Annotated in this window: 20 protein-coding genes; 5 read left to right on the top strand and 15 right to left on the bottom strand. The window is 72.5% G+C overall.

All coding sequences use genetic code 11. The features are described from left to right. The first annotated feature begins 37 nt into the window (after positions 1 to 37). Positions 38 to 1,198, top strand: a complete 1,161-nt coding sequence (locus tag ACFVYI_RS05430) for a hypothetical protein (protein WP_387881811.1) — start codon at positions 38 to 40, stop codon at positions 1,196 to 1,198. Positions 1,199 to 1,847: 649 nt separating this feature from the next. On the opposite strand, the gene ACFVYI_RS05435 is transcribed toward ACFVYI_RS05430, so the two are convergent. The 3 genes from ACFVYI_RS05435 to rpe all read right to left on the bottom strand — a co-directional run bounded on the left by ACFVYI_RS05435 (position 1,848) and on the right by rpe (position 4,955). Beyond that, on the bottom strand, positions 1,848 to 2,807 hold the full coding sequence (locus ACFVYI_RS05435; protein WP_387881812.1) for a pirin family protein: 960 nt from the start codon (positions 2,805 to 2,807) through the stop codon (positions 1,848 to 1,850). Positions 2,808 to 2,970: 163 nt separating this feature from the next. Next, the gene (locus tag ACFVYI_RS05440) at positions 2,971 to 3,981 is read right to left on the bottom strand and encodes an alpha/beta hydrolase (protein WP_387881813.1); all 1,011 of its coding nucleotides are present in this window, start codon (positions 3,979 to 3,981) and stop codon (positions 2,971 to 2,973) included. Between the two features lie 290 nt (positions 3,982 to 4,271). Next, a complete protein-coding gene (gene rpe / locus ACFVYI_RS05445; protein WP_360639069.1) occupies positions 4,272 to 4,955 on the bottom strand; it encodes a ribulose-phosphate 3-epimerase in 684 nt (227 codons plus the stop codon). A 371-nt stretch (positions 4,956 to 5,326) separates the two neighbouring features. Here rpe and ACFVYI_RS05450 point away from each other — a divergent pair, with 371 nt between their 5' ends. Both ACFVYI_RS05450 and ACFVYI_RS05455 read left to right on the top strand, forming a co-directional pair. Continuing rightward, entirely contained in the window at positions 5,327 to 6,184 is an 858-nt protein-coding gene (locus ACFVYI_RS05450) for a hypothetical protein (protein WP_387881814.1), read from the top strand. A gap of 252 nt (positions 6,185 to 6,436) precedes the next feature. Next, complete coding sequence (locus ACFVYI_RS05455; protein ID WP_387881815.1) at positions 6,437 to 7,231, top strand: hypothetical protein; 795 nt, start codon at positions 6,437 to 6,439, stop codon at positions 7,229 to 7,231. Positions 7,232 to 7,253: 22 nt separating this feature from the next. On the opposite strand, the gene ACFVYI_RS05460 is transcribed toward ACFVYI_RS05455, so the two are convergent. Next, on the bottom strand, positions 7,254 to 7,955 hold the full coding sequence (locus tag ACFVYI_RS05460) for a C39 family peptidase (protein WP_387881816.1): 702 nt from the start codon (positions 7,953 to 7,955) through the stop codon (positions 7,254 to 7,256). A 141-nt stretch (positions 7,956 to 8,096) separates the two neighbouring features. Here ACFVYI_RS05460 and ACFVYI_RS05465 point away from each other — a divergent pair, with 141 nt between their 5' ends. Continuing rightward, positions 8,097 to 9,371: an SUKH-4 family immunity protein gene (locus ACFVYI_RS05465; protein ID WP_387881817.1), complete on the top strand. Its 1,275-nt coding sequence runs from the start codon at positions 8,097 to 8,099 to the stop codon at positions 9,369 to 9,371. 37 nt (positions 9,372 to 9,408) lie between these two features. Here ACFVYI_RS05465 and ACFVYI_RS05470 read toward each other — a convergent pair whose 3' ends face one another. Together ACFVYI_RS05470 and ACFVYI_RS05475 are read right to left on the bottom strand one after the other, a co-directional pair. Next, positions 9,409 to 10,029 carry a DUF4188 domain-containing protein gene (locus ACFVYI_RS05470; RefSeq protein WP_387881818.1) on the bottom strand — a complete coding sequence of 207 codons (621 nt, stop codon included), beginning with the start codon at positions 10,027 to 10,029 and terminating at the stop codon, positions 9,409 to 9,411. Between the two features lie 120 nt (positions 10,030 to 10,149). Further along, on the bottom strand, positions 10,150 to 10,752 hold the full coding sequence (locus ACFVYI_RS05475; RefSeq protein WP_387881819.1) for a TetR/AcrR family transcriptional regulator: 603 nt from the start codon (positions 10,750 to 10,752) through the stop codon (positions 10,150 to 10,152). Between the two features lie 314 nt (positions 10,753 to 11,066). Here ACFVYI_RS05475 and ACFVYI_RS05480 point away from each other — a divergent pair, with 314 nt between their 5' ends. Beyond that, the gene (locus ACFVYI_RS05480; protein ID WP_387881820.1) at positions 11,067 to 12,281 is read left to right on the top strand and encodes a glycosyltransferase; all 1,215 of its coding nucleotides are present in this window, start codon (positions 11,067 to 11,069) and stop codon (positions 12,279 to 12,281) included. Between the two features lie 44 nt (positions 12,282 to 12,325). On the opposite strand, the gene ACFVYI_RS05485 is transcribed toward ACFVYI_RS05480, so the two are convergent. The 9 genes from ACFVYI_RS05485 to ACFVYI_RS05525 all read right to left on the bottom strand — a co-directional run bounded on the left by ACFVYI_RS05485 (position 12,326) and on the right by ACFVYI_RS05525 (position 24,724). Next, positions 12,326 to 15,898, bottom strand: coding sequence for a hypothetical protein (locus tag ACFVYI_RS05485; RefSeq protein WP_387881821.1), 3,573 nt, complete (start codon positions 15,896 to 15,898; stop codon positions 12,326 to 12,328). A gap of 101 nt (positions 15,899 to 15,999) precedes the next feature. After that, positions 16,000 to 17,688 (bottom strand): hypothetical protein, encoded by a 1,689-nt coding sequence (locus ACFVYI_RS05490; protein ID WP_387881822.1) that lies wholly within the window; start codon positions 17,686 to 17,688, stop codon positions 16,000 to 16,002. Positions 17,689 to 17,745: 57 nt separating this feature from the next. Then, the gene (locus tag ACFVYI_RS05495) at positions 17,746 to 18,780 is read right to left on the bottom strand and encodes a polyprenyl synthetase family protein (protein WP_387881823.1); all 1,035 of its coding nucleotides are present in this window, start codon (positions 18,778 to 18,780) and stop codon (positions 17,746 to 17,748) included. 3 nt (positions 18,781 to 18,783) lie between these two features. Continuing rightward, positions 18,784 to 20,127 (bottom strand): hypothetical protein, encoded by a 1,344-nt coding sequence (locus ACFVYI_RS05500; RefSeq protein ID WP_387881824.1) that lies wholly within the window; start codon positions 20,125 to 20,127, stop codon positions 18,784 to 18,786. Positions 20,128 to 20,189: 62 nt separating this feature from the next. After that, positions 20,190 to 21,413 (bottom strand): hypothetical protein, encoded by a 1,224-nt coding sequence (locus tag ACFVYI_RS05505; protein WP_387881825.1) that lies wholly within the window; start codon positions 21,411 to 21,413, stop codon positions 20,190 to 20,192. A 27-nt stretch (positions 21,414 to 21,440) separates the two neighbouring features. After that, positions 21,441 to 21,824 (bottom strand): hypothetical protein, encoded by a 384-nt coding sequence (locus ACFVYI_RS05510; protein ID WP_387881826.1) that lies wholly within the window; start codon positions 21,822 to 21,824, stop codon positions 21,441 to 21,443. A 40-nt stretch (positions 21,825 to 21,864) separates the two neighbouring features. Next, the gene (locus ACFVYI_RS05515) at positions 21,865 to 22,797 is read right to left on the bottom strand and encodes a hypothetical protein (RefSeq protein ID WP_387881827.1); all 933 of its coding nucleotides are present in this window, start codon (positions 22,795 to 22,797) and stop codon (positions 21,865 to 21,867) included. A 154-nt stretch (positions 22,798 to 22,951) separates the two neighbouring features. Then, the gene (locus tag ACFVYI_RS05520) at positions 22,952 to 23,449 is read right to left on the bottom strand and encodes a hypothetical protein (RefSeq protein WP_387881828.1); all 498 of its coding nucleotides are present in this window, start codon (positions 23,447 to 23,449) and stop codon (positions 22,952 to 22,954) included. Positions 23,450 to 23,737: 288 nt separating this feature from the next. Beyond that, positions 23,738 to 24,724: an aldo/keto reductase gene (locus ACFVYI_RS05525; protein ID WP_387881829.1), complete on the bottom strand. Its 987-nt coding sequence runs from the start codon at positions 24,722 to 24,724 to the stop codon at positions 23,738 to 23,740. Positions 24,725 to 24,759 lie beyond the last annotated feature (35 nt).

Here is a 24,759-nt window from a genome sequence, read left to right on the forward strand (position 1 = left end):
ATCAAAGGGTCATCAAAACCGGATGAGGGAGAGCGGGTTGACCAGCAGGCAAGGGCGTCAGGAGCGTCCGATCAATCCCGAGGACGGGCCGCTCGCGGTGTTCGCGATCGGCCTGCGGGAGGTCCGCAGAAGATGCGGAAACCCGACCTACGTTCAGCTGGAGGCTGCCTCCGCCCGCTCCCGGGGGGAGAGGTCGTACTCAAGTACGACACTCTCGAACGCGGCCCGGGGCGATCGGCTGCCGTCCCCGGAGGTCGTGCGCGCCTTCGTCCTCGCCTGTCACCGGTACGCGAAGTCCGATCGTGCGACGGCCGAGGCCGCCGCCGCCGAATGGGACGCCCGCCTACTGCGCCTCCAGGCCGAACTGAACCCGGACCCCGCCGAGCCCGTCCCGGCCGACCCACCGCAGGCGGCACAGCCCGGCCCGGCACCCACCACGCCCACCGTCACACCCGATCCGACCGCTGCCTCCGACGGCGGGCTGGTCGCCGGGACCGTGCCGGCAGATTTGCCGGACACCCCCGTGCCTTCGGACCCGCCAGGGGCCCGGCGCCGAGCCCTGGCCAGCAGGTGGACGCGACTGGCCGTCGGCGTCGGCGTGTGTGCGATCGTCGTCGCGGTCGCCTGGCCCATCGTGCGCGCCACGTCCGCGCCGGGCTCGGCGTCCGCCGACACCCTCCCGACCGCCGCGGCGAGCGCCCCCGTGCTGCCGACCGGCCCCGCCTCCGACGGCCCCGCCCGACTCAAGCCCGCCACCCCCTCCGAGCAGCCCGGCCTGGAGAAGGACTCCCTCGGCCCGGACAGCCGCTGCAGCCCGCCCAACTTCGGACCGGGCTCCGTCAAATGGCGGGTGTGCACGTGGGTCCAGGCCGACCGGGTCTCCTTCGCCCTGGAGATCACCAACCGCGACACCGAACCGGCGACGGTCAAGGCCAGACTCAAGTACACCGCCAAGACCTCCGACTTCCGCACCTGCCCCGGAGCCGGAGCGGCGGACTTCCAGATTCTGACAGTCCCGCCAGGCCAGACCCTGACCACCGACACCGCCCAGTGCGCCGTCGCCCGCACCCCCAACCCCACCGCCTACAGCGGCGTCGGCTGGGTCGTCGCCCCCGACGTCGACTACGGCACCCGCGTCCTCTCCCCCGGCGCCCACGTCTATCCCGGCGAGATCCACTGGACCCCGGACGTGCTGTAGATCTCGGCCGCTCGATCTGGCCGGGCATCCGCACCAGCGCCACCGTCTCCAGCGTGTGGCTGGTCCGGGGGCTCCAGCGCCCCAAGGAGGGCTGGTACAGCTTCGAGCGCATCCACCAGCTTCACCTCGGCCGGCCCTGATACCGCCCCGGGCCGCCGCCCGCCGCACCCACCTCGAAGGAGACACCACCGTGTAGCGGTTCGTACCGAGGTTCCAGACGAAGACAGGCCCGACGGCGGCGCCCGCGTGCTGCTCGTCTACGCGACGTCCGACCTCACCGGCCACCCCGAACTGGCCCAGCTGGTCGGCTGTAGGTTCGCATTTCATAGAAGAGAGCCGCCGTCAATGCGCTTGAACCGCCAGTCCTCGGCGTGGCCCCGGATCGGCCCACCCCAGGTTGAAGCGATGAGGCACCCAAAGGTCTAGACCATAAGCGTGACGGCCAGTCAGAGAGGTCAGCAAAAGGTCAGCATCGATCCGAGTAGATCCTGCTATACCTAGCCAGACTTGCGATTCGGCACCGCCTGCCGACGCCAGTTCCGACCCAGCCCGAGAGGCCTCGAGACGTCGCGGCCGGCCATCGCCCAGCACCCCGGACGGACCGGGCCCGCAACCTTGCATGCACACCCCTGGCCAGCATTACCCCAGGTCAGCGCACTCGACCCCGCGCCTTCAACGGGAGGCCGGAGAGCTCCGGAGCCCTCAGCCGGGTACCGTCATAGCCGTGCACCTCGCCGAAGCGCGAGCTCTTCTCCCAGTCGTTTCGTGCCTGTACGATCTCCTCACCGGAGCGGCCGATGAAGTTCCACCACATGACCAGCTTCTCCTCGAACGGTTCGCCGCCGAGGAGGAGGACGGCGGCGTCGGTGCGGGCGAGGAGGGGGAGTTCGCGGCGGTCGGTGCCGAGGTAGAGCATGGAGCCCGGTTCGACGCGGACGCCGTCGACGTCGACGCTGCCGGACATGGCGAGCACGGCGTACTCGAAGCCGGGCTCCAGGGGGAGCTTGAGGTCGGCGCCCTCGGTGAGGGCGAGGTCGGCGCCGACCAGGGGGGTGTAGGCGGCGCCGGGGGAGGTGGCGGTGTCGAGGCTGCCCAGGATGACGGTGCCGCGCAGGCCGGGGGCGGTGACGACGGGCAGGTCCGCGTGGTGCTCGAAGGCGGGGGCGGTGTGCCGGTGGGCGTCCGGTAGGGCGACCCAGAGCTGGGCGCCCTCCAGGAAGCGGGCGTGCTCGCGCGGGGACTCCTCGGAGTGGGAGATCGCCCGGCCGGAGGTCATCAGGCCCAACTCGTAGGGGCGGACGGTCTGCAGGCTGCCGAGGCTGTCGCGGTGCAGGACCTCGCCCCGGTGGAGCCAGCTGACCGTCTGCAGGCCCATGTGCGGGTGCGGCGGGACCTGCATGCCGGGCTCGTCGGCGATGTCGTCGGGGCCGTAGTGGTCGACGAAGCACCATGCGCCGACCATCCGGCGGCCGAGGTTGGGCAGCAGGCGGCGCACGACGGTGCTCTCGCCGAGCGGGACCTGACGCCCGGTCAGCAGTTCGCGGACCGGACCGGCACCGGACGCGCCGCCGCAGGGGGTCGGAGCGGGCTTCTGGTCGAGGTTGCTCATGTCGCGGATCCACCACCGTACGGGTCGGGGCCGGCCGGGGACGTACGGTCCGGGGCCGGAGGGGGTCGTCGGCAACGATCATCCACCAACCGGGGGCGTTCCTCCACCTTCGGCCGGCACGGCCCGCGCGTGCGCGCCCCCGACGGCCCCCCGGCCGATCCCGTCAGCCGGCGCCGCGACCCGCGAGGGCGCGGCCGAGGAAGGCGACCGCGTCCGGCAGGACCTTGCGCCAGTACGCCGCGTCGTGCACCCCGGGGGTGAAGCGGGCCTGGACGGTGTCGCCGGCCAGCTTGCGGGCCGCGTCGCAGAACGGGTCCTCGGTGCCGCACCAGACGCCGATCGGGCGGCCGTGCGGCTGGTCCTGGTGGAGCAGCGGCTCGTTCTCGCGCCAGTCGGCCTCGTCCTTGAAGACGCCCACCGCCTTGGCGTCCCCCCAGCTGCGGAACAGTGCCGGGCTGAGCACCGCGACCGGGCCGAAGCCGGCGCCCCGGTTGCGGGCGTAGCGGAGCGAGCCGAAGCCGCCCATCGATATGCCCATCACCGCCTCGGGTGCGCGCAGCCCCTGCTTGGCGAGCCAGCCGGGCAGCTCGTCCAGCAGCATCTTCTGCGGGTCGTCGCCGGACGGCGTGCGGCGCCAGTAGGTGGCGTCGCCGCCGTCGACGGCGACCACCGCGAACGGGGGGACGCCGGCCGCGATGGCGGCGACCAGGATCTGCGGCAGCCCGAGGTCGGTCCACGCCTGGGCGGTGGCGCCGCGCCCGTGCAGGGCGACGCAGACCGGCAGGTCGGCCGGGCGGGCGGCGCCCTGCGGGATGATCGTGATCATCTTCACCGCGGCGCCGTTCCGGGCCGTCGAGCGCTGCTCCTCGCTGCGGAGCGAGGGGACGACGGACGTGGCGGCCGACGGCTGCGCCGTACCGGTGGGCGCCGTGGCCGGGGTCGTACCGGCGCCGGAGGGCGTGCCCGGGCCGCCGGAACCGCCGGGTGCGGTCGGCTCCGACGAACCGCCGGACAGGGCCACCGCCGTGCCGGTACCGATGACGGCCAGGCCGCCGAGGCCGAGGCCGGCCCTGAGCAGTCGGCGCCGCCCGAGCGTCCCCGGGCCGAACGTTCCCGCAGGCGCACCCCCGCCCACCGCGCCCGTGCCCAGCCCGAGCACGGGCGACCCGATCACGGGCGGCACGGCGGGCGGCGGCGGTGAGACGGGTGGCGGCGGCGAGGCGGGCGGCGGCGGCACGGTCACGGCGCGCGCGCCGGCGCCGGCTCCGACGCCCGCTCCGGCTCCGACACCTACTCCGGCACCCGCTCCGGCGTGCCCACTCCCCTGGTGGTCCAGGTCCACGGTTCTCCCCTCCGACAGTCAGCCAGCACTGTACGTCGGGCCGACCCGTCGGGCCGCACCGTGTCCGTCACAGCTGATCAACAACTCGTCACCGCAGGTCGGGGGCGGTGTCCCCGGGTTCTTCAGTGCTTGCAGGCCCACCAGGCGTCCGCGGTCGCCGCGTCCGCGAGCGCGCGCAGCTTGGTGACGGCCTCGGCCGGGTCCTGCGCGCCGTACACCGCGGAGCCGGCCACGAAGACGTCCGCGCCCGCCTCGGCACAGCGCTCGATGGTGCTCGCCGAGACCCCGCCGTCCACCTGCAGCCACAGCTCCAGGCCGTGCTTGTCGATCAGCTGCCGGGTGCGGCGGATCTTCGGCAGCATGATGTCGAGGAACGCCTGCCCGCCGAAGCCCGGCTCGACCGTCATGATCAGCAGCATGTCCAGCTCGGGCAGCAGGTCCTCGTACGGCTCGATCGGCGTGGCCGGCCTGAGCGCCATGGACGCGCGGGCACCCTTGGCCCGGATCTCCCGGGCGAGGCGGACGGGCGCCGCCGCGGCCTCGACGTGGAAGGTGACGGACCCGGCGCCGGCCTCGACGTACTGCGGGGCCCAGCGGTCCGGCTCCTCGATCATCAGGTGGCAGTCCAGCGGGGTGCCGGTGGCGCGGGCGAGTGCCTCGACCACCGGGACGCCCAGGGTCAGGTTGGGCACGAAGTGGTTGTCCATCACGTCCACGTGCAGCCAGTCCGAACCCCTGACGGCCTCGGCCTCGTCGGCGAGCCTGGCGAAGTCCGCGGACAGGATGCTGGGGTTGATCTGCGCCATTTCCGATGCTTCCTACGAGGGTTCCGGCGCCTGGAGCGGGCACCTCGCCCCATCATCTCGCGGGGAGTCGGCAGGAACTGAACAGTGAGACCTCCCCGTGACCCGCATCACACCCGCCCGAGGGTTATCGTGACCGCCGCCGTGGTCATCAGCCCTGTGCAACCCGGCGTTCGCACCTCCGGCCACCCTCGTTCCCGCTCCATTTCCACCACACACCCTCCGCACGGTCCGCACCACAGCTCCCCGCGCGACGCCGTCCACGCCCGCCCGCGCCCCGTCCACCCCCGCCCCGCCGGCCCCCCTGGCCGCCCGCTCCACTCCCTCCAGCTTTCTCGCACACCCTCCACGCCCATTTCGAGGAAGGTCTTCCGTTGGCCGATCTGGTCCATCCCGCCCGGGCCCTGTGGTGGCTCTTCGAGCCGGTGCACGCCGTCACCTACTTCTCGCCCGAGGGCCGCGCGGCGTTCGAGGACGCCGGGTTGCGCGGCGGCTGGCGCGGCTACTTCGCCGGCCGGTCGGCGCCGTTGGGCGCGGTCGACGCGCCGCCGGTGATCGCCGCGTTCTTCAACTTCGCGCCCTCGGCGGTGGAGCGCGCCCTGCCGGACGTCTGGAAGCTGGTGGACCCGGACACCGCCCTGGCCGCCCGGGTCAAGGGCTCGTCGGCGGCGCTCGCACGGCTGCTGGAGCACGTGGAGCCGGCGCAGGTCGAGCTGGTGGCCGACCTGCTGGAGCGGGCCGTCGACCGCCTGGACTGCGCGGGCCGGGTCCTGGCCGCCGCCAACGCCGCCGTCCCCCGGCCGACCGGCCTGTACGGGCGCCTCTGGCAGGCCGCCACCGTGATGCGCGAGCACCGCGGCGACGGCCATGTCGCCGCGCTGGTCTCCGCCGGGCTGGACGGCTGCGAGGCGCTGGTGGTGCGCTGCGCGCTGGACGTGCGCCGCGAGGTGCTGCAACCGCTGCGCGGCTGGACCGACGAGGAGTGGGCGGCCGCCACCGCCCGCCTGGTGGAACGCGGTTGGCTGACCGAGCGCGGCACCATCACCGAGTGCGGCCGGATCCGCCACCAGTCCCTGGAGGCCGCCACCGACCTGGCCGCCGCCCGGGTCTGGGAGAGCCACCCGCGCGCCGAACTCGACCGGCTCGCCGCCGCCCTCACGCCGATCTCCGCGCTCTGTCGCAGCTCGCTGCCGCCGATCAACCCGATCGGCCTGCCGGCCACGACGGCCTGACGCCCCGACACCCGAAGCCCGACACCCTGACACCCGGCACCTGACGCCGGCACCCCGCACCCCGCACCCCGCACCCCGCACCCCGCACCCCGCACCCCGCACCCCGCACCCGGATCGCAGGTACCGGGTGCGGGTGCCAGGTGCCGGGGCTCCCGTGCGACGCACACCACCCGCGATCGGGAGCCGCGGACCGGCGCCCCTGCCTCCGGCTTTTCGTTGACACGGCCCCGGAGCGTCCCGACGATGGTCCCCATGCGTTTTCTTCGACGGCTGCGCGCGGATCTCTCGGCAGGGCAGAACCTGGAGATCTACACGACCGCACTGCTGTCCCTGGTGCTGGCCGTGCTCGGGGCCCTCGGCACGGTCGGCAGCGAGGTCCTGTCGGCCGCCGTGCTCGCGACGCTGGCCCTGCTGGCCGGCGGCATGCTGGTCAGCCGCCGGCAGGTGGCGGAGCTGACCGCCGAGGTGCGCGCCCGGGGCCGGGGGGAGGTCTCCGCCGCGGACTTCCTCGGCACGGACAAGCCCGGCCTGGTCGAGCAGGTGCGCACCGCGGAGGACATCCGGATCGTCGGAGTGACGCTCTCCCGCACGATGCGCAACCTGGTGGACGAGCTCCAGCGCCGGGCCGTCGCCGGAGCCGTGGTCAAGGTGGCGCTTCTCGACCCCGCCGGCTCCGCCCCCGAGGAGGCGGCGCGCCGCAGCACGATCCCCGACCGGGCCGAGATGTACCGCAACCGGCTCCGCTCGTCCGTCGACCTGCTGCGCGAACTCGCCGAGACGCCCGGCGTGGAGGGCAGGGTGGAGGTTCGCTTCCTCGGGTTCGTCCCGGCCTTCGGGTTGCTCCTGCTCGATCCGCAGCAGCCGGGCGGCCGCATCCACGTCGACATCTACTCGCACAGCTCGGCCAGCGGGGACGCCGTCTTCACCGTCCTGCCGCACCGCGAGGACCTGTGGTTCCGGCACTTCCGGACCGAGTTCGACAGCGTCTGGGAACACGGCCGGCCGGCCGACGCCTCGGACGGCTTCCCGACGACCACGAGGGCATGAGCCGAGCGCACCTTCCGCTCCCTCAACTCCCGGCCCCCGGATCCCCTTCCGCCTCCTCCGGCCCTGCCCCGCCGGCCGGGCGGGCGCGGTCCGGCGGGCCGAGCACGATCCCCCGGCCCGCGTAGAACCGGTCGAGCCGCCGCCACGGCACGTGCGCGTAGGCCTGCGACTCCCCCGCGAACCCGGACGGGTTGTGGATCACCAGCGCCGTACCCGTGACGCCCACCGCCAGTACCAGGTGCCCGCCGCGCCGGTGCGGCTCGGGACCGTCCGGTTCACGGATCTCGGGGTGCACGGACAGCATCACCAACCGCCCGGCGGTCACCTCCGCCGCCACCTCCCCGGCCGTCAACTCCCGTGCCTGCGCGGACAGGCCCCACCGCTCGCGGACGTACGCGGCGAACGGCGTGTGGATCAGCCCGCGCAGCCGCTCGCCGTCCCGCTCGTACGCGCCGGCCGCCAGGCACTCCGCCGCCAGCGCGACCTGCGGCGGCGCCACGCCCCACCAGCGGTCGAGCGCCATCCGCAGGCAGGCCACCCCGCACAGCCGCCAGGACCAGTACGCGTACTCCTCCGGCGTCGCCGCCCCCGACTGCCCCCAGCGCGGATCGTCCGCCGCGCCCACCGAGCCGTCGATGATCTCCCGTACCAGCTCCGGGGACTCCCACTGCGCGTAGTACGGCACCTCGTGCACCACGGCCGCCCGGCCGCCGCCTTCCACCATCCCCCGACGCTCTCACGCCGTTCGGCCACCACGGGCCCGCGACACTCGCACCGGCTCCGGCCCGGTGACCGGTCCCGCCGGATTGTCGGTGGTGCCCGCTAGGGTCGATCGGGATCGTCGGTTGGGGAGGAGTGGCCGGGCATGAGCATCGAGGCGCACTGGGACGGGCGCCTGCGCCTGGAGTCGGCAGGCCTGCCGGAGGAGTTGTCCCACCAGCCCAGCCGGGCCTTCCTGACCGGGGAGGGGCTGCCCGAGAAGGGCGCCTTCCTGGACTTCGCCGCCCTGGACGCACCTCCGCTGGGGGTGGCGGGCACGGGCCCGGCGGAGCGGCTGTTCGTCCTCGGCGAGACGGGGTACGTCGCCGCCACCGACTACGAGGGTGACGCCGTCCTGCTGGACGGGGCGACGGGCGAGGTCTTCCTCGCCGCCCGGCGTCGAGGCGGCCGCCACGACGGGCTGCGCCGCGACCTGATCGCCTCCAGCCTGCCCGCACTGGTCGAGCTGATGCGCGAGGTCGACGCCGTGGCCGTGGCGGCGGCGGAGCCCGCCGCGCTCGACGGGCACCGGGGGCCGGCGGTGGTCGCGGAGGTGGTCGGGGTCGCCCGGCGGCGGATGCGCGCGATCGACCCGGAGCTGTTCGACCGCGCCGACGACGCTCCCCCGCACTGGGACACGGCCCTGCTGGTGCGTTCCCTCTCCTGGGGCGCGCTCCCCGGTGGCCCGGGCGCGCTCGCGTACGAGCTCGGGCCGGAGCTGGTCGAGGACCTCGCCGCACTCGGGGCCGACGGGCTGGTCCGCCGCTACCGCCCGGAGGAGCTGCCCGACGGGCTCACCCACGCACCGACCAGGCGACTGCTCGCCGAGGTCGGACTACCCCTCGGCGGCGGGCTGTTGACCGTCTCCGACGACGAGCCGCTGCGCACGATGGCCGAGGCCTATCCCGAGCACTTCACCCCGGACGCGCCCTCGGACGCGACCCCGCACGTACCCCCGCACATACCCTCGGGCAGCGCCCTGGACGACGGCCCCGGCGCCTCGCCGCAGAACCGCGACCACCAGCGCGACCACCTGGCCGTCGGCGACTGGCCCTACGACCTCGTGATCGCCCTCGACGGCGCCACCGGCCGGCTGGAGCTGCCCGACTGGAACGAGGTCGGCGAGCCGGAGGCCTATCTCAACCGGGACTTGTCCGCCCTGCTGTACTCGCTCTGGGTCTGCGAGCGGCTGCGCGCCGAGTGGCGCCGCTGGGAGTACGGGCGCGCGGCCGGCAGCTGGGAGGTCTTCGACCCGCAGTCGCTGCTGAGCGGCGTGGTCGAGGAGGTGGTCGCCGCCATCGACCCGGAGGCCTTCGCGACCCCGGGCCACTCCTGGCAACTCCTCGCCGACGACGCGCACATGGGCGGCCTGCTGAACTGACCGCGGGCCGCCCCCGCCACCACCCGGCCCGCCACCGCTAAGCGGCCGTCTCCGCCCCGGACGTCTTGCCCGACCCCGCCTCGGACACCTTCCCCGGCTGCTCCCCCGACTCCGCGCCCGACTCCTCCTCGGGCCGCTCCCCGGAGTGTTCCCCGCCCGCGGTCCGCGAGCGGTAGGCGAGCCGGTCCGCCGCGCGCCGCCCCCGGCGCTCCACCGGCAGCGAGCCGTGGGCCCCCGCCAGCCCGAAGGGCGGCATGTCGAAGTAGATCGCCTCGTACGAACCCTCGGGCACGATGTACGTCTCGTGCCAGAGCCCCACGTACTGCCGCAGCTTCCCGGCGCGTATCTTGCGGTTGGCGATCCCCCACACCTTGTGGTGGAAGGCGTCCGGCGCGGCCGCGTAGCCGTACAGCTTCTCCTTGGACTCCCAGTACTGGACGACGTAGTACGTCCGCGGCGAGGCGGTCAGCAGGATGCGTCCGCGCAGCCCGCGCTCCGGCTCCTTGGCCAGGTCGTGGAGCATCCGGAACATGGCCGCCATCACCGGCATCCAGTGGTGGACGGCCCAGAAGCGGTTGATGCGCATCCCGATCAGCAGCACCACGGTGTCCCCGGTGACGGCCGCGGTGGTGTATCCCGGAGTCGGTTTGGCGAACATGTGTGCCTCCAGCTCTCTCCTCCACCCATGTAAGCGGTGATTACATCAGCGGCCGAGAGTCCGGTCAAGGCTCCACGCACCCTCAAATCCTTTGCGGTGAGCGATGGTTGACGTCAGCGGTCAGCCCCGGTTGCCGACCCCCTGACCGAAGGTGTCCACCACCTGCTCGGCCAGCTCCTCCGCCTTCTCCGCCGGCAGGTACCCGTCGACGATCATCTGCGCGAGCCCGTACACCAGCGCCTGCCCGGCCAGCCCCACCAGGGCCGGATCGCCGGGGCGCAGCCGGCCCGCCTCCTGGTCCGCGACGATGAACTCGATGAGCGCCTCGTCGATCCCGGAGAGCCGCTGCCGAAGCTCGGGCTGCCGGGAAGCCGTGAACACCCGCGAGCGGACCAGCTCGAACCGGTGCGGGTGGCGGATCGCGTACCGGATGAAACCGAGCCCGAGCGCCTTCATCGCCGGGCCCTCGCGCCGCTCGATCTCGGCGAGCTGCCACCGCTCGAAGTCGGCCAGCACCCGGTCCGCCACCTCCGTCAGCAGCGCCTGCCGGTCCGGGAAGTGCCGGAACGGCGCACCCGCCGACACCCCTGCCCGCCGTGCCACCTCGCGCATGGTGACCTTCGCCGGCCCCTCCTCGTCCAGCAGTGCGAACGCCGCCGCGACCAGCGCCTCGGGCAGGGCCCCGTGGTGATAACTGCCGCGCTCGGCAGGCCTCTCCGTCATGCCAGCTAGTGCTACCACAGCCCACCGGGGTGACCGGCGAGTACGCCGAAGGCGCGCGATGCCCGGCTCACCGCACCAGGAGGACGGGAGCCCGCTCGGACCGGCGCTGCCGCCGTACGCGGCGCCGCCGCTTCGGGCCGAGGAGGAGGAAGAGACTGTCCGTCCACGGCGGACACGGCGGGCACGGCGGATGGAGCGTCCCGCCTCCTTGCCGTGATCAACATATAGCGCACGGGGGGCCTTGCGGCAAGGCCCCGGTCATGCCGCAGAATCGCCGACCTGAGCACGAAGCAGTCGAAACGGGGAGTACTGGCATGCGCGTGGTGTTGTCGACGTACGGGGCGCGCGGGGGCGTCGAGCCGATGGTGGGGCTCGCGGTGCGGCTGCGGGAGCTGGGTGCGCAGGTGCGGGTGTGCGCGCCGCCGGACGAGGAGTTCGCGGAGCGACTGGCCGGGGTCGGCGTGGAGGCGGTGCCGACCGGCCGGCCGGTGCGCCCGCTGGTGACCACCGTGACGCCGGGTTCGGCGGAGGGTCTGGCGCAGCGCACGGCCGAGTTGATGGCCGCGCAGTTCGACACCGTCGCCGCGGTGGCGCAGGGAGGTGACGCACTGGTGGCGACCGGTCCGCTGCCGGCCACGGCCGGCGCGCGGTCGGTGGCCGAGAAGCTGGGCATCCGTTACGTGCACGCGAGTCACCAGCCGGTCAGCCTGCCGTCGCCGTACCGCCGGCCGCCCGCACGACGGGGGCAGCCGTTGCCCACGGACGCGACGGACAATCAGGCGCTGTGGGACGTGGACGCCCGGATCGCGAACACGATGTTCGGCGAGGAACTCAACGCCCAGCGGGCGTCGTTCGGCCTTCCGCCGGTCGACGGCGTCCGTGACTTCGCCTTCACCGACCGGCCGTGGCTGGCCACCGACCCGGTGCTGTCCCCGTGGCAGCCGACGGACCTCGGCGTGGTGCAGACCGGTGCCTGGGTCCTGCCGGACGAACGCCCGCTCCCCGCCGAGCTGGTGGAGTTCCTGGACGCCGGCGCGGCGCCGGTGTACGTGGGCTTCGGCAGCACCCCGGTGGGCGACCCGGAGGCCGTCGCCCGGGCGGCCGTCGAGGCGATCCGCGCCCAGGGCCGCCGGGTGGTCCTCGCCCGCGGCTGGGCCGGGCTTGCCCCGATCGACGACCGGGACGACTGCTTCGTCGTCGGCGAGGTCAACCAGCAGGCGCTGTTCCGCCGGTCGGCCGCCGTCGTGCACCACGGCAGCGCGGGCACCACGACGACCGCGACCCTGGCCGGGGTGCCGCAGGTGGTGGTGCCCTGGGGAATGGACCAGCCGTACTGGGCCGGCCGGGCGGCCGACCTGGGCGTCGGCGTGGCGCACGACGAGCAGGCCCCGACCACCGCGTCCCTGTCGGTCGCGCTCAGGGCGGCGCTGACCCCCGAGGCCCGCGCACGGGCGAGCGCCGTCGCCGGCACCGTCCGCACCGACGGGGCGGCGGTGGCCGCGAAGCTGCTGCTCGACGGGGAGGGCTGAGCGGGGCCGCCACCGCACGGAGGTACCGCGCGGGCCCGGCGGGATCAGGGAGTTGGCGACATCGCGTCCGACGCCTTGGTCATGGCGCACTTCTCGACGCTCTGCCAGAAGACATCGCCGAGCTGCTTCCAGATGGCTTCCGGGGAGCCCTTGAGCTCGGCGGTGAGGTCGTCGAAGGCGGTGATGGCGAAGGAGGGGGTCAGGGTGAGGTCGCCGACGTTCTCGCCGAGGAGGCTCGCCTGCCCGGTGAGCGTCAGGGCGACCGAGGCGCCCTCCGGGCCGGCGTCGAGCGTCAGGGCGCCGCCCAGGCTGATGTCGAGGATGTCGGGGATGCCCTTGGGCGCGGGGATGTCGAAGTCCAGTCGGACCTGTGCCGTCGCGTGCAGGCCGTCCTTCCCGAGCGTGCAGTCGAGGTGGCTGGTGAGGACCTTCAGATCCAGGTCGGCGTGGAAGGTGAAGCCGCTCGTCCCCAGGGTGGCGTCGAGCGAGGCCGAGACTCCCAGGATCGCGATCCTCCCGGAGATCGCGAAGACCTTCTCCGGGATCTTCGTCTTGAAGTCGGAGAGGTCCAGCAGGTACTGGGGCCCCCGGGTGCCGCCGGCGTCCGAGAGGGTGAGGACGCTGCCGATCGTCATCGGCTTCTCGACATCGCTCCTCACGTACAGGCCGGTGGCGCTGATCCTCACCTTGAAGCGCCAGGAGTTGTGGAAGTAGTCGATGTCGCCCTTGGCGTAGAAGCCCTGCTCCCACTGCTCCTTGGTGACGGGATTGGTCCAGCCGCCGGGGACGGTGACGACGCACAGGGCCAGCTCGTTGAGGACGATCTGCTTCAGGAAGTCCAGGATCGGGGGTGGCGTGCCGACGATGGCGACGACGTCGTGGAGGGAGACACCGTGACCGGCCGGGGTGTCGGTGGTCAGGGCGAAGGAGAAGGCGCTGACGTCCGGCGGCTCGACGCTGCCGTAGACGGCGAGTTCGAGGTGGGTGCTGCCCGCGACGGTGACGGCGCCGCCCCCGCCCAGGGAGAAGACGCCGCCCCCGTAGTCGACCCCCAGATAGAAGTCGTCGATGTCGAAGCCGTCGATGCCGAAGGCGTTCTTCCACGCGGGGTTGGTCCCCGCCCCGCCGCGGCGGACGGGTGCCGGGAGGTCGGCGACCCGGCGGACCGGCGCCCGGAGGTCGGCGTCGGGGGCCGGGGCGGGGAGGTAGTGGCCGGGGGCGTCCAGAGCGAGGACGAGGCGGTCCGCGGCGAGCGTCCCGGAGTTCGCGCCGGCCGCGCCCTGAAGGATGAGGGTGAGGCTGAGCTCCCACCCCGTGCCGCTCTTGGAGACGCTGCCCGCGCCGGTGAACTGCAGGGCGCCGTTCCCCGGGGCGGCGGAGGTGTCGAGCGAGCTGAGGTCGAGGACGAAGGTGGTGGCGAGGGTGATGCTCCAGGAGGCGGGCTTGATGGTCAGGCGCAGCTCGCCGAAGCCCTTCTGCATCGCGGCGGCGCCGATGGTGGCGGCGAACCAGGAGTTCTTGACCTGGGCGGCGAGCAGAGCGGTCAGGGTGATCCGGTCCGCGCCCGGGAACAACGTGTTGAGGAATCCCAGGTCGCCGGATTTGCTGAAGGTGATCTCGGTGAAGAAGGTGAGGCCCTTGTCCACGGTGGCGGGCAGGTTGGGCGGGGTCCTCGCCCCGTCGATGTGCTGGCCGTCGGCGGTGCTGACCGCCAGGCCGGACCGGCCGAAGGTGAGCGCGTCGAGGATGCCGAGGTCGGGCCAGCCCCCGACGTCCTTGGGCGACCACGTCCAGCCGTCCTGCCAGAGGGCGGCGGCGAACACGGTGCCGCTGCCCCCGGTGGCGGCCTTGCCGACCAGACCGAGGCCGGTGGCCCCGTCGAACTCGGCGGTGGTGTCGACGGCGAACTCGTAGCCGCCCCCGGTGTGCCGCTGGACGGTGACGGCCGGGACCTTGAGGGTGATCGCCGGCAACTGGTCCGGCAGGGTCAGGCCCACGTCGGCGGCGAGGTGGGCGAGGAGCTCGGTGAGCTGGATGTCCGGGAGGGTCGCGGCGAGCCGGAAGGTGGCGGGCGTCCACCACTCCGCGTGGAAGACGAGGGCCTGGGCGGAGCCACCGGTGGAGCCCTGAGCGGAGTCGGCGGTGATGGCAAGGGCTGAGTGACCGGTGGGGGCCAGGGAGGCGACGGCCGAGAGGTGCGCGCCGGTGACGGGCTTCTCGGGGTAGCCGTAGTGCCAGAACTCCGCGCCGACGGCGGTCAGCGTGAGGGTGGCCGCGCCGATGGGCACCGGGACGTTCGTCTCGACCTCGGCGGCCAGGGCGTAGCTGTGCTGGGCGGGCCGGACGGTGCCGTTGAAGCTGGTCAGCGTCATCCGGGGGACGGCGGACAGATCCGTGGTCGGCAGGAAGTGCCGGAGGACGTCGGTCAGTTCGACCTTGTCCCCGGGTGTGGAGGCGAGGGTGAACTCGCCGGGCGGGATCTCGGCGGTGGCGCTCAGGTGCACGCTGTCGGCGACCAGGAAGTCGGCCCGGGCGGTGACGGTGGCGGTCCGGGTGGGAAGCAGGGGTGTGGCGACGGTCAGGGTGGCGCCGGCGCCGGTGAGCGCGAGGTCGGGCTTGTCCAGGACGTGCCAGGAGAAGTCCGGTGTGGTGGCGAGGGTGACGCTGACGGCGGTCAGGGCCTTCGCGAGGCCGCCGGCCACCAGTTGGGTGGGGTCGATGGTGAGGTCGGCGGCGGAGAGCGTCACCTTCTCGCTCAGGCCCAGCTCCACCGCCTTGAGCTGCTCGACGGCCGTGCCGGTGCCCGGCCAGTCGGCGAGCAGTGCCGTCGGCACCAGGTCCGGGGGGAGGTCCTCGGCGGCGAGGACGAGGGGGCGCGGGGCGTCGGCGGCGGCGCGCAGGGTCAGCCGGAGGGTGTCGGAGACCGCGAGGACGGCGTCGAGACCGACGCCGTAGGCGGGCTTGCCGTGGCTGTCGGGGTGGGAGCCTGCCCAGAGGGCGAAGGCGGCTCCCAGGGTGGTGCCACTGTCCCGCGTGGTGGAGGACAGCCGGATGTCCGGCCCCGCTCCGGCGAGGCCCGGCCGAATCGGACCGGACAGGACCAGGTCGTCACCGGCTTCGGCCCGGAGCACGGTGGCAAAGTCCTGCAACACGGTGGGCATCTTCAGGGCGGCCGCGTCGAAGCTCAGCCCGGCCGGCAGCGCGGGGAGGTCGTGGTCGGCCTGACGCGGGACGGAGGTCAGCAGCAGCCGGGGCGCGGCGGCGAAGGCCAGGCCGTCGAGGGCGCTCGCGGCGGTCTGCGGGAACGAGGTGCCGAAGTGCCAGTCGGCGGTGAGCGGGAAGGGGAGGAACAGGGCCGGCGCCCCGTCGGCGGGGTCGACGGTGAACGCGAGGCCGGTGAGCGGGCGGTCGGCGACGCCGAGCCAGCTGAGGGTGCCGTCCACCTCAAGACCTGTGTCGGTGTCGCGCGCCTGGGCACTACGGACACTCAGTGTGCCGCCGAACCAGGTGGTGAGCAGGGTTCCGGCGGCCCCCGGACCGAGGTCGGCCGTGGTCAGGGTGAGGACCCCGCCGCCGAGGTGGGAGCGGATGATGGTGCGCAGCTCGGTGATGTCCATCGGCGGGGCCTCGGGTCCTGAACTCGGCGGGGTCTGGACGACGGTGGGTCTGAAACGACAGTGGGTCCGAACGACGGCGGGTCCGAACGACGCTGGGCAGGTCAGCTCGCGGACGGCGTGTCGAGCCGCTGGGCGATGGCCTCGCGGACCAGGCGGCTGACCTCGGGGCCGAGATCGGGCAGCTGCTTCTGCAGGGCCTCGTTCACCCGCTTCACGATCTGCTCCTTGATCTCGTCCCTCTTCAGCGCCTCGTTCGCGTACTCCTCGACCACCGGGTGCTCGCCGGTGCCGCCGGAGAGGTCGACGGTGATGGTCAGGCCCTGGTCCGGCACGGTGGCGATGAGGCCGTCGATCGTGATGGCGAGGTCGTCGAGTTCGGTGCCGGAGAACGACAGGTCGGTCGCGATGGTGACCTCGTCCGCCAGCACCGCGAAGTCGCCCGGCAGGTCCTTGTGGGTGCCCCAGTCGGCCGTGAGCTTTCCGCTGGCGTCCAGCGGCCGGGGGCGGCTCGTCAGGGTCGACAGCTTGAGCACGGCGCTGACGCGGCCGGCCGTGAGAGCGGCCAGCTCGGGCGGTGCCACGGTGTTGGAGCAGCCCCTGATCGAGAGGCCGGTGAAGGTGACGTTCTCCAGCGGCTTGAGCTCCGAGCTCAGGCTGATCTCCCCGATCACCACCTTGTCGACGGTGTACGGCTCGACGGTGGGCTTGGCCATGCCCGTGATGAGGGTCGGCGGGTAGAACGGCGACGTCTCGTCGGCGACGGCCGCGCGCAGCCGGTCGAACAGGTACTGGTCGACGGGGTTGTTACCGCTGGATCCGCCCTCGGCGACGGCGTGGGTCTTGAAGACCGCGTCGAGCGCCGCGCCGAGCCGCTCGGTGAGGGCGTCGGCGATCGCGGTGAGGGTGTCCTTGGTGTTGAGGGTCTCCTTGAGACTGTCGGTCAGGCGCGGCGCACTCTCGGGGTCGTCGAAGGCCTTCTCGGCGGCGTCGAGCCACGGCTTCTTGTAGACCTCCTTGGTGCTCTGGTCGATGGTCAGCTTCGAGCGGTCCAGGGTGTACACCGGCTGCGCGGCGCTCTCGCCGCGCGGGGTGAGGGATTCCAGGGTCACCTGGAGTCCGCGCTCACCACCACTGCCGGTGAGCTGGACGCGGAGGACCGCGTCGACGGCGAGGCCCTCGACGCCGAGGGCGAAGGTGCCGGTGCCGGTGACGGTGTCGACGGGCCACTTCACGTCCGGCAGGGTCTCCCGCACGGCGGTGACGGTCGTGGTGCCCTTGTCCATCACGCTGACGCTCTGGTCGAGTTGGTAGTGGCCCGCGACGGTGATCGTCTCGGGCAGCTTCGTGCCCTTGAAGCGGCCGAACAGGAGCGGAATCGTCAGACGGTAGCCGTCGGCGAGGGTGTCCACGCCCGTCAGCGGGCCGAGTTGGACGTTGTCGAGACCGGTGACGGTGATCGAGCGGGTCGTGACGACGGTCAGCGGCTTGTCCGGCGAGGGGCTGGGGACGAAGCGCTTGTTCAGCTCCTTGGTGCCGCCGATGTCCGGGACCATCGTGTGTCCGTCCGCGTCGTCCTCGACGAACTGCCACCACTGCTGGGCGATGTTGGTGGCGACGGTGGTGCCGTTCTTGAAGGCGCCCAGGTCCCACTCGTCGGCGGTGAGCGGGACGAGGCTGTGCCCGCCGATCTTCGTCCCCGCCAGGATCGCGGGCAGGTTGTGCGGGTTGTCCAGATCGTTCAGCCGCTTGCTCATGGTGGCTTCGATGAAGCGGACGAGGGACTCGCTCACGTGCTGTTTCCTTCGCTGTGGTGCGGGCGGCGGGCCGGGGTGGGGAGCGGAGGTGGCTCAGGGGGCCCGGTCGACGATGTGCAGGGCGATGTCGCCGAGCGCGGTGCGGTAGGCCGAGGCCGGGAACGGCCGCAGCCGTCGCCAGGCGTCCAGGGCCTGCGCGCGGGCCTCGGCGTACGCCGTGGCATAGCCCGCCGTGCCGCGGACGGCGGCCGCGCAGGCCCGCAGGCCGGCCTCGTCGCAGGGTTCGCCGCGGACGACCCGCGAGACGCGGTGGTCCGGGCCGAGTTCGGCCATGGCGTGGATGAGCGGCAGTGAGAAGCGCCCGCGGGCCAGGTCGATGCCCTGGGGCTTTCCGGAGGCCTCCTCGTCCTGGGCCAGGTCGAGGAGGTCGTCCATGACCTGAAAGGCGCGGCCCACCCGTCGGCCGTAGAAGCCGGCCCGGCGGGCGTCGGCGGCGGGCCCGCCGGCCAGGGTGACGCCGGCCTCGCAGGCGAGCCCGAACAGCACGGCGGTCTTGCGCTCGATGGTCTGCCAGTAGTGGGCGAGCAGCCGCGCGGTGTCCCAGCCGGGTTCGGCGGCGAGCTCGTCGAGCTCGCCGCAGCAGATCCGGAAGGCGGTGTCCAGGACGGCCTTGACGAGTTCGATGTCGCGCTGGGCGTCGATCTCCTCCACGAAGCCCCGGATGGCCTGGACGAACTGCATGTCGCCGATCAGTACGGCGGTCTGCGTCCCGCGCGCCGCGTTGACCGACGGCAGACCCCGGCGCAGCAGCGAGTCATCGACGATGTCGTCGTGGATGAGGGTGGCGATGTGGAGCATCTCCAGGCAGACGGCGCCGTTGACGGCCTTCTGCGGGAGCGGGCCGGAGCCGTGGACGAGCCGGGCACAGAGGAGGAGGAGCAGTGGGCGGATCTTCTTGCCGCGCTGGTAGAGCGCGTGTTCGGTGGCGCTGAGGTAGTCGGCCTGGGAGGCGAGGGCGGTGTCGAGGGCCTCGTGGTAGCGCGCGAGGTCCTCGGCCAGCGGGCCCTCCCAGAGCGCGGTGACGGGGTCGCGCAGTGCGCTCGGGTCGGGGGTCGGGGCCAGGAGCACGGGTCAGCCGGTTCCCGTCTGCAGGTCGGGGTGGCCGTAGGGGCCGGTACCGGTACGGGCGGCCACGGCCACTCGTTCGGCGAGGGCGTCGCGCAGCAGGGTGCGGATGAACTGCATGCCGGCGAGGCGTTCGCGGGCGGTGTCACCGGCCTCCCCCTGCCAGTCCTGGTCGTCGAGTTCGAGGTCCGGCTCGGGCGCCTGGACGGTGAGCCAGTCGAGGGCCTTGGCACCACCCCGGGTGGTGGTCTCGAAGGTGACGGTGGCGCCCTCGACGCGGGCCCGGCAGTCGCCCTGGTGGAGCGGCTGCCCGATGGCGGGTGCGGCGGCCGCGTCCGCCGCGAGGCAGGCGGCGCGGGCCCGCCGGATGTCGTGCAGGTCGGCCTCGGTCAGCCCGGGCGGGCAGGCGGACCCGCCTTCGGCGGCGATGCGTGCCAGGAAGGCGTCGGGGTCCCTGAACGGCGCCGGATCGAAGGGGGTGACGGCCGGGGTGGCGGCGGCCTGCTTGACGGCGGCGCGGACGGCGGCGGCGGTCATCGGCGTGACGGTGGTCCGGTCGTTGTGGGTGTCGTCCTTGATGCGCTTGCCGAAGTCCCCGGCTGCTCCGGCCGCCGCCTGGTACTGCGCTTTCTTCGGGTCCTGGTCTTCCAGCCGCTCCGCCATGTGCACGAGGGCTTCCTGCATGGTGAGCTGCTGGGTGATCGCGTTCTCGTTGTAGCTGACCTGCTTCGGTGCAGGGTCGGGGTTCGCGTACGTCTTCGCCTGGTCGTTGACCGGCCCCTGGTCGGTGTGGACCGCCTGGTGGGTGTCGGCGGCCATGGCTTCCGTCCCACCGTTGCTCTGCCAGACCGAGTCGACGCGGCCGCTGTCGAACACGTCGGCGTACGACTCGTTGTGCTCGTAGAACTTGGCGACGAGCTGGTAGCCGTTCTCCCCGCTCTCCAGGAGCTTCTCGCGTTCGGCCCTGGCCGTGTCGAGCCGCTCCTTCTTGACATCGGGCGAGGCGGACGGGGGTTGGGGCAGTCCCGGCGAGGCGGGACGGGTGGACAGCGGGGTGAGGTCACCGGCACTGTCGAGTCGGCTGCCCGGGTCGGGGCGGACGTCCAACGAGTACCGGCCGGTCAACACCAGTGGCGCCAGCCGGTACGAGGTCCGCGTCCGGCCCCCGCCGAGCTCCTCCACGGCGGCCTCGCCGGGCTCGCCCTCGGCGGTGACGCCGAGGGCGCCGAGCCGCAGGCTCAGGGTGCCGGCGGGTGCGAACGGGTGCCCCTCGGGCAGGGGGACGGTGCTGGCGAGCGGATAGCCGGGGCTGTCGGGCAGGAACAGCACACCCGGTCCGGGGTCGGTCATGGCAGGTGGTTCCTTCATGGGGAGCGGAGACCGTCGCGGCGGGATGGGCAGGTCGGGTGGCGTCAGACGATGTGGACGTCGGCCTTCACCAGCAGCATCCCCGCGAAGTCGTCGATGCCGCGGGGCGTGGCGCGGGCGGTGACCTGGGTGCTGCCGGCCTGGAAGGTGTAGTCGAGGCCGGTGCCGAGGGAGATGGTCCGCTCCTGGCCCACCCACTTGTCGTGCGCCCACTTCCAGGCGTCGCCCTGGCAGTGGGCGTCCAGGTATTCGGCGACGAACAGGTCGGTGATGTCCGGCGGCCAGTACCAGCGGAACCCCGAGATGTCGGTGACCGTGTAGTGGAGGTCCGTCGCGGTGATGTCGGTGATCTCCGCGGTCGCGGTGGCGCCCGGAGGCTCCATCACCATGTTGAGGTGACGACCGTTGAGGAAGAAGTCGAGTTTCGGCACCTCCACCGCGAGGGACGCGGTCCGCGGGTCGTCCCCGAGCGCGATCCCGCGCGGCACGACCACGTACTCCACATGCACCTCACGGCCCTGCACGGTCGTCGTGTAGCCGATCTCCCGGCCCCAGTCGACCTCCTTGGTGAACATCACCGCGACATCGAGGAAGTCGCCGGCGAGGTTGCGGCCGATGAGGATCCACAGGTCGTCGGTCGGGTAGGAACCCTGACCGGCCGCCGCGCCGGCCGGCCGCTCCTCGCCGGGCGAGACGTGGGCCTCGGCGGTGAGCACCAGGTGCGTGCTCGTCGTCTCGACCGCGTAGTCGGTGAACGAGATCCGGGTGCCGAACGGCTCGATCGTCGGGATGGTGATGCCACTGACGGCGCCCGCGGCCACCTGGAGGACCTTGGGCAGCAGTTCCTCGACGGCCTCCTGATCCCATTCGCTCAGGCCGGAGGTGTCCGTGCGCACGGCGAGCGGGACCGCACCGATCGTCCCGCCGGACGTCGAGATCTGGAGATACACCTCGACGTCCTTCCCGTCGATGATGTTCCTGCTGCTCGTACCGACGTGGGCACTGGTGTTGACGAGAGTGAGCCGCAGGACGCCTTCGTCCGGCATAGGCGCCGCCGGGGGTGTGTTTCCCTTGGCGTCGGTCGCGCTGTCCCAGCTCTTCTTGTCAGGCGCTCCGATGTCGACGGTCGGCGCCCCGGCGACGTCCCAGACGACGGTGTCCTCACCACGTCCCTCTTCGCCCTTGAACAGGGCGGGATATTTCGCGTGCAGTTCTTCGAGCACCCCGTTCAGCGCCCGGGCGTTCATTCCGACAGCGAGCCAGCTCATCGGACTGCCTTTCAGAGATGGTGCGGTTCAGGTGATGTCGATGTCGCCGGCGGCCAGGAGAGAGCCGTTGAAGGCGCTCAGGTCCAGGTCGCCCTTGGCACTCGCGTGGATGTCCTGGCCCTCGACGGTGAAGGAGAAGCCCAGGTTCTTCCCCAGATCGAAGCTGTGCTCCCGGCCGACGACGTTGTCCGTGATCCAGCTGTTGAGCGTCTTCGCGAAGGCGGGTGCGCAGAGCGCGATGAAGCTGGCGATGCTCCCGTAGATCGGGACGCCCCCGCCCACCGGATCGAGGGTGATCTTCAGCGAGGGGACGTCGGTGATCTTCCCCTTCACCTGGGTCGCGCTGACGCCGGTGAGCTGTGCCTTGATTCCGACCGGATCCGGGTCCTGTTTGATGGTGAAGAGAAACACGATGTTCCTTCCCTTCCACTCCCCTTCGGGAGTGGCCCCGTCACGACATCGCGTCCGATGCCTTCTTCGCCGAACAGTTCGGCAGGATCGGCGACTTGAGATCGACGCCGTACGAGAATGCGAGATCCGCGCTCGCCTTGAGGTCCGTCGCGCTCAGCGTGAGGTTCTTGTAGGAGTCGAGGCCGTAGGTGATCGTCGCCACCCAGGGCCCCTCCGCTTTGCTGAACGGCTTCGGCGGCGAGCTCTTCTCCTTCGCGATCTGGTCGTCCAGGACGGCTCCCAGCACCTTCTCCACAAGGCCGGTACTCAGCAGCACCCACAGGTCCTTGGTGGTGGTGGGCCAGGTGTCGCCCGCGCCTGCGTCAGCCGCCCCGGAGCCGGACGGCGACGTGAGGAGCGCCGTGACCACCACATGGGTACCGGTCGTGAGCGCCGTGTCGCCGACCAGCGCGATCTTCGTACCGAACAGCTCCTCGGTGGGGATCGAGAATCCCGGCAGCGAACCCTCGGCCAGCGCCGCGGCCTTGACCAGGAACTCCTCCACGGGCTCCTTGTCCCACTCGGACAGGCCGGACAGGTCGGTGCGGACGGCCGAGATCTTCACCGCGACCTTCCCTCCGGCCACGGACAGGGAGCCGTAGAGCAGCACGTCCTTCTGATCGATCAGGTTCCTGGTGACGGTGCCGACCCTGGCGTCGGTCTTGGTCAGGGTGATCTGGAACCCGCCGTCGGCGGGCTTGTCCACCTTGGGCGGGCAGTTGCCCTTGAGGTCCGTCGCCTTCGCCCAGTCCTCGTCGGCGGGCGACTGTGCGACGACCTTCGGCGGTGCGGTCACGTCCCAGACCACGTGCTGCTCCCCGGCTCCCTCCTCGCCCTTGAACAAGGCCCGGTGCGCGGTGTGCAGTTGCTTGATGGCGGCGTTCAGAGCATCGGAGCTCATGCCGACGGCGAGATCGAAGCCTGAAGTGGACACGGGAGGGCGACCTTCCGATCAGGAGGGGCAGCCGGGCGCCTGACCGAGAAGGCGGGCCACGGCTTTGTTCGGACCCTAACGATCCGATCCGGCCCGGCGCGAGCCCCAACTGGCCCCTTCAGCCTAAAGACTGAAGATCGCCCCCGAAGCTGACTCAGCCGCAGTCGGAGAGCCGCTGGAACTTCACGTAGTGGTCAGGGCTGTACCAGGTGATCGGGGCCTGACCGTCGGCCGTGGCACGCACCAGTCGCGCCTGGCCACGGTACTTCGGGTCGGGGATCGTCGAGTAGGCCTTGACGTCGTATTCGTGGAACAGGCCCGGCCAGCCGGCCCACAGCGGCGTGCCGCTCCCCCGGTACCCGCTGAAGATGGCACCACCCCGGTACCAGACCTCCTTCCAGCTCCCCACCGTGTCGTTGCGCCACGTGTACCCGCCGGTGGTGGGCCACCCCGCCAACGCCCAGTTCGCACAAGCGGGCTGGACCAGGTACCGGTCACCGGCCGGCAGGTCCGCGACCGGCCGGGGAGTCTGGTCCCACGGCACCTCCTGGCTCTCGGGGACCGCCGAGGCCGGCGTGGCGCACAGCGCCACCAGCACCCCGACGAGCACTCCGCCCACCAACCGCCGCATCCCGCCGCGCATTCGTTCCACCACAGCCACCCTCCCGCCGCGGTCCGGGAGTCCGACAGGCACACCCCGGCGCCACCGCGCGTCCGTCCATCGGCTCGAAGCCCGGCACCCGGCGGGCGAGTTCGCCAACCGCCGGGTGCCCGGGTCACGCCGGCGGCTTCCGACGAGCCCCGGCACGGCCCGGACGCTACCGCACGTACCCGCACCAACTCCCGCCGCCACACCGCGGGCTACGAGCAGACAGCCGCTAGGCACAACTGCGCCCGGGCTTCGAGCGAAGCCCGGGCGCAGTCGCGGGTGGCCGCAGGGCTACCAGGCGTAGTCCTCCGGGGCCGGCTGGTGGCCGGGGAAGATCTCGTCGAGGCGGTCGAGGGTCTTCTGGTCGAGCTTGAGGTCGACCGCGGCGACGGCGGCGTCGAGGTGGGCGAGGGTACGGGGGCCGACGATGGGGGCGGTGACGGCGGGGCGGGTGAGCAGCCAGGCGAGGGCGAGGTCGGCCGGGTCGGCACCGAGTTCGGCCGCGAAGTCCTCGTAGGCCTGGATGCGCTCGCGGTTGGCCGCCAGGATCTCGCTCGCGTGACCCATGGCGCCGCGGACGGCCGCGCCCTCGTTCAGCTTGCGCAGGACGCCACCGAGCAGGCCGCTGCGCAGCGGCGACCACGGCAGCAGGCCGAGGCCGAAGTGCTGGAGGGCAGGGATGACCTCCAGCTCGATCGTGCGGTCGATCAGGTTGTAGAGGGACTGCTCACTGACCAGGCCGAGGAAGTGCCGGGAGCGGGCGGCCTCCTGGGCCAGGGCGATGTGCCAGCCGGCGAAGTTGCTGGACCCGACATAGATGATCTTGCCCTGGGCGACCAGGACCTCCATCGCCTGCCAGATCTCCTCCCAGGGCGTGTCCCGGTCGATGTGGTGCATCTGGTACAGGTCGATGTGGTCGGTGTTCAGGCGGCGCAGGCTGTCCTCGACGGCGCGGCGGATGGCGAGGGCGGAGAGCCGGCCCTCGTTGGGCCAGTCGCCCATCGGGGCGTACGCCTTGGTGGCGAGCACCGTGCGCTCGCGGCGACCGCCGCCCTGGGCGAACCATCTGCCGATGATCTCCTCGGTGCGGCCCTTCAGGTTGCCCTCGTCGTCACGGCCGTAGGCGTTGGCGGTGTCGAAGAAGTTGATGCCCCGCTCGTGGGCGGTGTCCATGATCTGGTGGGCGTCGGACTCCGCGGTGTGCGGGCCGAAGTTCATGGTGCCCAGGCAGAGTCGGGAGACGGTCAGGCCGGTACGGCCGAGATGGGTGAACTCCATGGTGCCCACCCTCTGCCGCACCGGCCCGGGTGTCC

The organism is Kitasatospora sp. NPDC058218 (assembly GCF_042882445.1).
Classification (GTDB): domain Bacteria; phylum Actinomycetota; class Actinomycetes; order Streptomycetales; family Streptomycetaceae; genus Kitasatospora.

What these genes read in the sequence shown, in the direction of transcription:
- ACFVYI_RS05505 (WP_387881825.1), bottom strand. Translation starts at nt 21,413, where the DNA reads ATGAGCTGGCTCGCTGTCGGAATGAACGCCCGGGCGCTGAACGGGGTG.
- rpe (WP_360639069.1), bottom strand. Translation starts at nt 4,955, where the DNA reads ATGGCGCAGATCAACCCCAGCATCCTGTCCGCGGACTTCGCCAGGCTC.
- ACFVYI_RS05480 (WP_387881820.1), top strand. Translation starts at nt 11,067, where the DNA reads ATGCGCGTGGTGTTGTCGACGTACGGGGCGCGCGGGGGCGTCGAGCCG.
- ACFVYI_RS05475 (WP_387881819.1), bottom strand. Translation starts at nt 10,752, where the DNA reads ATGACGGAGAGGCCTGCCGAGCGCGGCAGTTATCACCACGGGGCCCTG.
- ACFVYI_RS05525 (WP_387881829.1), bottom strand. Translation starts at nt 24,724, where the DNA reads ATGGAGTTCACCCATCTCGGCCGTACCGGCCTGACCGTCTCCCGACTC.
- ACFVYI_RS05460 (WP_387881816.1), bottom strand. Translation starts at nt 7,955, where the DNA reads ATGGTGGAAGGCGGCGGCCGGGCGGCCGTGGTGCACGAGGTGCCGTAC.
- ACFVYI_RS05485 (WP_387881821.1), bottom strand. Translation starts at nt 15,898, where the DNA reads ATGGACATCACCGAGCTGCGCACCATCATCCGCTCCCACCTCGGCGGC.
- ACFVYI_RS05455 (WP_387881815.1), top strand. Translation starts at nt 6,437, where the DNA reads ATGCGTTTTCTTCGACGGCTGCGCGCGGATCTCTCGGCAGGGCAGAAC.
- ACFVYI_RS05435 (WP_387881812.1), bottom strand. Translation starts at nt 2,807, where the DNA reads ATGAGCAACCTCGACCAGAAGCCCGCTCCGACCCCCTGCGGCGGCGCG.
- ACFVYI_RS05465 (WP_387881817.1), top strand. Translation starts at nt 8,097, where the DNA reads ATGAGCATCGAGGCGCACTGGGACGGGCGCCTGCGCCTGGAGTCGGCA.
- ACFVYI_RS05500 (WP_387881824.1), bottom strand. Translation starts at nt 20,127, where the DNA reads ATGACCGACCCCGGACCGGGTGTGCTGTTCCTGCCCGACAGCCCCGGC.
- ACFVYI_RS05470 (WP_387881818.1), bottom strand. Translation starts at nt 10,029, where the DNA reads ATGTTCGCCAAACCGACTCCGGGATACACCACCGCGGCCGTCACCGGG.